Source organism: Clostridium neonatale, assembly GCF_900465025.1.
GTDB lineage: Bacteria > Bacillota > Clostridia > Clostridiales > Clostridiaceae > Clostridium > Clostridium neonatale.
The window spans coordinates 2,537,629-2,546,783 of the sequence record NZ_UICR01000001.1; the positions used below are offsets into that span (position 1 = coordinate 2,537,629).

The following is a 9,155-nucleotide window of genomic DNA, read 5'->3' on the forward strand; positions in this document are numbered from 1 at the left end:
CAATTATGTATAATAATATTATTTAAGGATAGTGAAAAATATTGGATATGATTTTTATAAATTCAAAAGAATATGTAAGAGATTATGAGTATATTAATGTAGTTAATGATATATTGTGCAATAAAAATTTTCGTTCTATGGATAAATACATGCAGCATGGAAATACAAATACAAGAGTTCATAGTATAAATGTTTCCTATTTAAGCTATAAAATATGTAAAAAATTCAAATTAAATCATGATGCAGTTGCCAGAGCGGCTCTTTTGCATGATTATTATCTTTATGACTGGCATACTCATTACAAAGAAACTGGCTTAAGATTCCATGGTCTTACACACCCAAGAACTGCACTAAATAATGCATTAAAAGAATTCACACTAAGTAAATTAGAACAGGATATAATTTTAAAGCATATGTGGCCATTAACCATAATTCCTCCTAAACATTTAGAAGGATTAATTGTTACATTTGTAGATAAATATTGCAGTATGGCTGAGACTTATAAGAATATTATAAGATAAAGTATATATTATGGAATTAATTAAAAAACTAAAAATTAGATAGAAACCTTTATTTCTATCTAATTTTTAGTTTTTATAATTCTTTAATAAATTCTTCAATTTTCTTTTGAAGTATCCCAATTCTCTCCATAATATCACTCTTTTTTTCTCCATACTTATTTAATAGCCTGTCCTTAATTTCTTTTAAAGCATCATTAAATTGTATTGAGTAAACAGTAGGGTTGTTTTTTATTAAACGTGTTTTTACTAAACTAAGCTTAGTAATTTCTTCTTTTCTTTTTTCGGTTGCTTTTACTAACCTCATTTTTAGATTTTCTACTTTTTCTTTAGTTGATCCTATTAACTCTTTTGCTGTTATATATGAAATATCTTTATATCCACCTTTTAAAACTTCTTCGATTTCTGAAGTGGTGTTTTCAATTTCATTTTTTAAAGAAGATATCTTTTTCAAAACTTTATTAAGGTCTATTGATTCTTTAGCAGATATAAATGTGTCTATGCAAGTCATAGCAAAAATACATGATACAAGTATTTCTAAATTATTCTCATGAATAAAAAGCACTATACCTTCAATATATGTATGAATAAATTCTACTAGCAGAACTGATAATACTCCCCAAAATAATGATGATACTAAACAAATTCTACCCTTATAATTAAATTTATCGTTACTATAATCCCAATATTTCATTTTAAAAATAACTTCCATAAAGTATCCTACTATATATTCTAAAATAGTAGCACATATCATGCCCACAAAATAAACCTTAAAAATACTATCCCTTACTGGCAAGCATACAATTAAAATTATAATGGCCCCACTACCATATATGGGCAGTAGAGGTAATTTTAAAAATCCTCTATTAACTATTTTTTTACGTTCAATTGAAACAATGGTTGATTCTATACACCATCCAATAAAACAATAAATAAAGAAAAATGCTAACCATTGTAATATATTATAAGTATACATTTACGCCTCTTTTCTCGCAAAATTTTTTTATAATACGAATATTCATATATATTTAAAACTATTCATATAATAACATATTTTCTTAACAATATTCTTTTACTTATCTTATAAATATATTAAATAAATATTAAATTTATATAACTTTTTTATTATATATCATATCTATATGCAAAATTCCATCTTCTAAATAATTGTCGGATATTTCTTTAAAGCCTAAACTTTTATAAAAATCACGTAAATATGATTGAGCTTGAATTTTAATTTTTTTCTCGTTTAATTCATTGTCAATAAAAGATATTGCTCTTAATAACATTTCTCTGCCTAAGTTATTTTTGCGATATTTTTTATTTACACAAACTCTGCCAATAGCTGTATCATCATATATAATTCCTTTTTTTACTATTCTTAAATATGCTATAATATCTTTACCATCTTCTGCAAATAAATGATATGATTCTTCATCTTTTCCATCGCAATCCATATACGGACATGATTGTTCAACAATAAATATTTCATTTCTTAATTTTAATATTTTATAAACTTCTTCATTGGTTAATTCAAAAAATTTTTTCAAACTCCACTTCATAATCTAACCTCAAATCTATATTATACTTTGCAATTGCTTTTTTATTTATGACGAATTGTCAAGCTAAGTGCAACACTTAGCTTGACAATTCGTCATATATAAATAACTATTCTTTAATTTAAAAGTATATTTATTTAGAGCAATAATGTCAATACTATGAATCTAGATGAAACAAAGAAATAAAGCTCTTATGTTGGCGGTGTCTTGCATTAAAAAATGAATATGTAGAATTTTTACATTAATGATTGTTCCAAAATTGTTTGTCCAATACTCGTTATTGGAGCAAACGGTTTTGGGCACAATCATTGATGTTTAAAATTCACACCTTCATTTTTGTAGCAAGCGAGCCACACATAAGAGCTTTATTTCGATTATTTCACTCTAAACTTTGTACGTCCCTTATAGATTTGGAGTATTTTCTAGTTTTCTTCTATTATTTCTAATATTTTAGATTTACATCTTCCACCGTGGCATCCGCCTGTTCCTGCTCCAGTTGCTTCTTGAACTTTTTCATAAGTATCTGCACCATTTTTTACAGCTTCCACGATCTTTTCCTTAGTTACTTTTTTGCATAGACATATATTTTCCATAATATTTTGCTCCTTTATCCAAATGTTTCTAATATTATTATCTCTGGTGATAATATTATTATTCTTCTATTGAAATTGCTCCAACAGGGCAAGAGTCACATGCTTCTCTTACTTCGTCTTCTTGTTCAGCATTAACTTCACCTGCTACAGCCACTCCTGTTTCAGTTGAAAAGACTTCTCCGCAAATCCCTTCACATAGTCCACAACAAATACATGTATTTTCATCTACAAATGCTTTCATTTATAGTACCTCCTAAATTTAATATATATACTTTAGAACCATCTTTTAAACACATTAATAATTCTATTTCATTTCTCAAATATATTATTAACTAATAATTGTTATTTGTCAACAATAAATTTAAAAGAAGATTTATATATTTTCTAAATCTTCTTTCTTTATATTCATTATTTGTATTTTATCATCTATTTCTTCTTTAATAATTCTGCTGGCCTGATTCATTTTAATTTTTTCATAATATTTTCGTGCAAGTCTTCCATTTCCAAAATGCTTATCCCTTATTAAATATTCTTTTTTAAATATTTCCTTTAATTTTTCCTGTGCTGACTTTTCTATCATATAGCCTTCTTTTTTACATAAAAGCATAAATATTGCCATAAGTTCATCATCATTATAATCTGGAAATTCAATTAAAAATTTTATTCTTGATTTAAGTCCTGGATTCAATTCCATAAGTTCCTGCATCTCTTTTGTGTAGCCAGCCATTATGATTACTAACTTATCACGATTATCTTCCATTTCTTTTATAATGGTTGCTAAAGCTTCTCGTCCAAAGTCATTTTCTCCTCCGCCATTTAGGCTGTACGCTTCATCAATAAAAAGAATTCCTCCATATGCCTCTTTTATCTTTTCAAGAGTCTTTGGAGCTGTTTGTCCTACATATTGACCTACTAAATCAGTTCTTGTAACTTCAACCATATGCCCTTTTTTAAGTACACCAATTTCTTTTAATATTTTACTAAGCACTCTGGCTACACTTGTCTTACCTGTTCCTGGATTGCCTGAAAATATCATATTTAATGAAATATTTTCTGTCTTTAATCCCATATTTCTTTTTCTATATTGTAACTCTAAAGTATCTACTACTCCTTCAATTAGCCTCTTAACTTCATCTAAACCTATTAAATTATAAAGTTCTTTTTTCAAGCTATTCATTTTTTCTTTTCGATTAAATGATAAATTAACCCCAAAATCTTTAGGTTCAAGAATTGTAAGTTGTTTTTTTGAAACTTTTTTATCACCTATTCTAAATGCTTTTTCTCTTATTGCATTTTCAATTATATTTCTTACTACTCTTGCGTTGGCAAAGTTCTCATCTACTTTTTCTTTATTTATCTTTTCAATAAAGGCCTGCTCTCCTTTTTTAGATAATTTATAATAATCTTTTTCTGCCATGCTTTTTGCAATTTCTAATAATTCTTTATCGCTATAATCATTGAATTCTATTATTAAATTAATCCTGCTCTTTAACCCTGGATTTAATTTTATTAACTTATTCATTTCATTAGTGTATCCTGCTAAAATGACTGTGAACTTATCTCTATTATCCTCCATTGCTTTAATTAATGTCTCAATTGCTTCACTTCCATAATCATTGCTATCGCTACCACCTTTAGCTAGAGAATATGCTTCATCAATAAAAAGTATCCCTCCCATTGCATTATCAATAGCTTTTTGTGTAAGCTTAGCTGTTTCTCCTATAAACCTTCCAACAATATTACTTCTGTCCACTTCAATAAGCTGACCCTTCTCTAATATACCAAGATTATGAAATATATCTCCAATAAGCCTAGCAACAGTTGTTTTACCTGTACCTGGATTTCCAAGGAAAGCAAAATGATATGACATATTTATATTTTCTTCAATTTCTAAAATATCAGCTCTATTTCTCTCATATTTTATAAGTTGAACTATTCTTTGAATTTGACCTTTTACATTATCAAGACCAATTAATGAATTTAATTTATCTAATGATTCTTTTAATAAATCATTACTATTTTCAGAATCAGTTATATCATTCTTATGACTTTTATTATTTTTACTATCTTTTTCTATAATATTAGCTTTTTCTATTTTTTCATAAATTTCATTAGATGGGTCATCTAAAATAGAATACATATCTTCTTCTTTTTTACCATTATTAAAATCTAATTCTTGTTTAATTTCTTCAATTAATTTATTTTCCTTAAATAAGTTTTCTTTTTCATTTAAAATCGTACTAAGCTCTTTTTTCATTTCACTTTTGCTTTGCATAACTTCATTATAGATTTCAGATACAAATTTAGTTGCTTTTTGAGCCACATAAGCATTTGAATGATTGGTTATAACATATTTACATCTTTTTAAACATTCAGTATATTCTCCTAGAATATATAAAAATTTAATTATATCTAAATCTAATTCTTCATCATTACCTAGCTTTTGTGATGCATATAAAACTTCTAATACTTTCTTAGGATCATCTTCTTTAGCTATATAATACTTACTTAACAGTCTTATAGCTTTATAATTATTATCATCTATTTCAACAGCTAAATTTATATACATATATGCCTCATTATAGTTATGCCTAAAAAGTTCAATTTTCCCAAGTGTTACTATAGCATCTAAATTTCTATTATCTAGCTCAAAAGCTTTTCTTGAATAATTAAATGCATTTTCATAGTCACCTGTATTAAAGAGACAGCATCCAATGAGACCTAAATATTTATTATTTTTTTCATCATAATTTATTGCATTTTTTAAACATTCAGTTGCTTTTAAATATTCCTTAGAATTATAATATGTTAAAGCAAGTAGATAATAAAGACCAGGGTGATTAGGAAAGCAGCCTATTGCATTTGATAAAATCACAACTGATCTATTGTAATACCCAAAATTATTATAACTTTGAATTTCTTTTTGAAATCTTTCAAATTGATCATTTTCATGCAAATTTGTATATTCCATTTTTTTATTCTTTCCTTTCACCTAATGTATTTCTTTAACAATGAAATTATATCATGAATTACTCTCATTTATAATAAAAGTAGCAATTTATTTATTATATAGTATATTTTCATAATTTCTAATAAAAATAAGCTATACTATGCTTATTTAAATAGTATAGCTTTTTTATTTATACTGTTTTTACATTTTCATTTAAATGACTAGTATCATTTATACCTATAATTGTTGGTTTCATCTCATCATCAAAAGTAACAGTATTTATACAAGTATTTCCCAAAGCAATTTTATGATACATACTCATGTCCCAATTAAAGAGTCCTATTAGTGCTGCTTTTATAATTCCTCCATGAGCAACTATTACTATCTTCTCACCTTTATGTTTCTTTATAATATCAATAATACATCTTAATGCTCTATTTACTGCGTTTTTTGTACTAGCATCTCCTCCAACAAAAGGAGCTTCTTTTTTATCTGTTCTCCATACCTTAAAAATTTCAGGATATTTTTCAGAAATTTGACTTATAGTTAGTCCTTCCCATTCTCCAAAATTTATTTCTCTTATATCTTCTAAAATAGTAATATCTTTATCTTTTGCTAGAATTTTAGCTGTCTCATATGCTCTCTTTAAAGGACTTGAATATATAACATCAAATTCTTCATTTAATTTTAATTTTAAATTTTCAGCTTGATTAATACCATCTTTTGAAAGTTCAATATCAGTACATCCTTGAAATTTCCCAAGTTTATTCCATTCTGTTTCCCCATGTCTTACTAACAATAAAGTTGTTTTCATTATATTACCTCTTCCTATATGTTATTAAACATTATCTAAAGTTTATTTATAAATAATTATAATATTATTATTGCATATTAAGCTCCTCATCATAAAGACTTTTTGTGAATTTATCCAAGGTATTTTGTATATTTTTTATTATTCTATTATTATCTATTAAATTATTGTTATTTTTGATTTTAGTAAAAATTTCTGCTTTATCACTAATTATACCAAGTTTATTTAAAACATTATTCTCCATAGAAATTATTTTCCTTTGGAGTTCTTTATATTTTTCCTTTGAATGTGTTTCGTCAATATCTATAAAATCCTTCCATAATAACAATGGTACTAATATCATTTCTAATACAGAATAACTTATTGCAAATGCTTCTTTGTATTTAAAGTATTTTCCATACATTAATATAATTAAACTTCCCCCAGCAATTTTAATTATATTCTCGTTAATCAGATTTCTGCATAAGAAAGCCTCTATAATGCTCATAAGTCCTTCCATAACTAATATCCTTAGTTCTTTTGGTAAGTCTGATATAAGTGACGTTGAAAAGTCATTTATTATTTTAGAAAAAAATGCTCTTTTACTCTCCTTTCTTAAGTTTCCATGCTTGTCCAAAAGTATATTGCATTTATGATAGAAAAATGGATTAATCTGAAGCTCTGTACTAATGTAATAACTTTGGTTTGCAATTGTATTCAATAAGCAGTTTACATAATCATATTTGCAATTTATGCAAATGATTTTATATTTGTTATTTTCAATATCTTCGCTATATTTCTTTATAAATTCATTTGAAAATCCTTGTCCATTAATTGATATACATCTTTTTATCTTAGTAGATAAAACAGCCACATATTGTGCTTTATTTCCACCTTTTGAATGACCTGTTACTGTTATATTATCAAATTCTAGGCTATTAATATAAAAAAGTGCTTTTTCTTGATCTTTTGTATCATATTCATATGCACCTTTTCCATTATCATCCCATTCTTCTTTACTACTGCTGCCTCTAAAAACTACTGTTGCATTTAATTCATCATCAATAAAGCAGGCAGCTCTAAACCCATCATTAGTACTTTTTAGATTGTGAAGTTTGAGATTCTTCAAATTAGGTTTGATTTTCATTTTTTCTAATGTATCAATCCATTCCTCTGCAGGCATCTTTACAATACAATTTTCTTCTTTATTAATAAGTTTATCCAAATTATTATCTTTTAAAATCTCATTAACAATATCTATTATTAAAGCGTTTTTTTCGCTTTCCCATCTTAAATATATAAAATTATCTAAAAGAATTAGTTCTTCATAATTTAATTCTGACATGAGTAAAAACAATCTCCATTATATTATTTCTCACTAATAGATATATGTCTAATTAAATTATATTGCTATAAAGATTTATATTTATATATTCTAATACATTAACAAGTAATTCAATTATTATTTTAAAATATATTTAAAAATAGTCAAAAAGAAGAAAGTCATTTAATATTTTTATCTTTTATTAAATGACTTTCTATACATTTTTATAATATAAAAAAGCAATACAATTATCCATAATATATTTAACCTGTAATGGCATCTCTTTCTTCACTCATATATATCCAATTTCCACATTCATCTTGCTGCCACATTGCATAATCTGATGTATTCATAACTGTACATATAAAACTATGAATAGCTATATATAATTTATTTTTTATTTCATATAATTTTTCCATTAGCAATCCCCCTTTACGCTTATCTCATATTACTATAGTATCATATTTATACGTTTACAATCAAGATAATTATAAATTTTAACAACAATATAACTTTTATATTTAATTCTATATTTATAAAAGCTATATTGTTAAAAATTCTATATTTAAATTTTATGTATAATTCTATTTTTTTATGATTCCAATCGCTACTCCTAAAATATTAAATTCATCATATTCCCCAACTACAATAGGTTCATATTTTTCATTTTCTGGTACAAAAATAATATTATTATCTTTTATTTTAAGTGTTTTTAATGTTGCTTCTCCTGAAAATTCAACTGCTACTATGTCATTGTTATTTGCAGAAGGTTCTTTGCTTATAACTACATAATCTCCATCATTAATATTTTTATTTATCATGGAATCACCTTTTATTTTTAAAATAAAAACATTATTGCTTCTTCTAATCCATTGCTTTGGAAGATAGTAAAAATCCTCTATAGAATCATTCATTATAATAGGACTTCCTGCAGCTATTTCATTAAAAACTGGAATTTCCTCTAAATTTTCTTCCTTTTCTTCTTTTTCATTATCCTCTATATATATTTCTTTATTATTAAAAGCATCTTGAATAAATTTATGTACTACATTTCTTTTTAAATCTATGTATTCTATTTTATCCAATTCTAAAGATTCATCTATCATCTTATCTTCACTTAAAATTTCTTTGCTTTCACTCAATGCATCAAAATTATATATTTCACTTAAGATCCTTGTCTTACCTTTAAAATTAAGAGATAACTGAGAAAAAGACCTATTTTTGCTTAAATAAGATAATTCATTTTTAATATCTTTTTGGCCGATTATAAATGTAAAACTAGAATAACTCTTCTCACAATATAGTTCTTTTAGAAATTCTATTTGAACTTTTGTAAATTCTTGAGCATCATCCATTATTATATGTGTATACTTCATATCTAAATTATTTTTTGCTTCTTTTAATGCTAATATATATAAATC

General features: G+C 25.3%; 10 protein-coding genes. 1 reads left to right on the forward strand and 9 read right to left on the reverse strand.

The window, feature by feature from the left end:
- The first annotated feature begins 47 nt into the window (after window positions 1-47).
- The gene (locus CNEONATNEC86_RS11540; protein ID WP_058296904.1) at window positions 48-521 is read left to right on the forward strand and encodes an HD domain-containing protein; all 474 of its coding nucleotides are present in this window, start codon (window positions 48-50) and stop codon (window positions 519-521) included.
- Window positions 522-594: 73 nt separating this feature from the next.
- On the opposite strand, the gene CNEONATNEC86_RS11545 is transcribed toward CNEONATNEC86_RS11540, so the two are convergent.
- The 9 genes from CNEONATNEC86_RS11545 to lexA all read right to left on the reverse strand — a co-directional run.
- Window positions 595-1,494, reverse strand: coding sequence for a putative ABC transporter permease (locus tag CNEONATNEC86_RS11545; protein WP_159136044.1), 900 nt, complete (start codon window positions 1,492-1,494; stop codon window positions 595-597).
- A 133-nt stretch (window positions 1,495-1,627) separates the two neighbouring features.
- Window positions 1,628-2,080 (reverse strand): GNAT family N-acetyltransferase, encoded by a 453-nt coding sequence (locus CNEONATNEC86_RS11550; protein WP_058295160.1) that lies wholly within the window; start codon window positions 2,078-2,080, stop codon window positions 1,628-1,630.
- A 419-nt stretch (window positions 2,081-2,499) separates the two neighbouring features.
- Window positions 2,500-2,670 carry a (2Fe-2S)-binding protein gene (locus CNEONATNEC86_RS11555; RefSeq protein WP_058295159.1) on the reverse strand — a complete coding sequence of 57 codons (171 nt, stop codon included), beginning with the start codon at window positions 2,668-2,670 and terminating at the stop codon, window positions 2,500-2,502.
- Between the two features lie 58 nt (window positions 2,671-2,728).
- Window positions 2,729-2,911, reverse strand: coding sequence for a ferredoxin (locus tag CNEONATNEC86_RS11560; protein ID WP_058295158.1), 183 nt, complete (start codon window positions 2,909-2,911; stop codon window positions 2,729-2,731).
- 132 nt (window positions 2,912-3,043) lie between these two features.
- Window positions 3,044-5,641, reverse strand: coding sequence for an AAA family ATPase (locus tag CNEONATNEC86_RS11565; RefSeq protein WP_159136045.1), 2,598 nt, complete (start codon window positions 5,639-5,641; stop codon window positions 3,044-3,046).
- Window positions 5,642-5,810: 169 nt separating this feature from the next.
- Complete coding sequence (locus CNEONATNEC86_RS11570; RefSeq protein ID WP_125150101.1) at window positions 5,811-6,434, reverse strand: histidine phosphatase family protein; 624 nt, start codon at window positions 6,432-6,434, stop codon at window positions 5,811-5,813.
- Window positions 6,435-6,501: 67 nt separating this feature from the next.
- Window positions 6,502-7,755, reverse strand: a complete 1,254-nt coding sequence (locus CNEONATNEC86_RS11575) for an Mbeg1-like protein (RefSeq protein WP_159136046.1) — start codon at window positions 7,753-7,755, stop codon at window positions 6,502-6,504.
- Between the two features lie 242 nt (window positions 7,756-7,997).
- On the reverse strand, window positions 7,998-8,153 hold the full coding sequence (locus CNEONATNEC86_RS11580) for a hypothetical protein (protein ID WP_157065776.1): 156 nt from the start codon (window positions 8,151-8,153) through the stop codon (window positions 7,998-8,000).
- A 165-nt stretch (window positions 8,154-8,318) separates the two neighbouring features.
- On the reverse strand, window positions 8,319-9,155 hold an 837-nt coding region (gene lexA, locus CNEONATNEC86_RS11585; RefSeq protein ID WP_159116335.1), incomplete at its 5' end, for a transcriptional repressor LexA.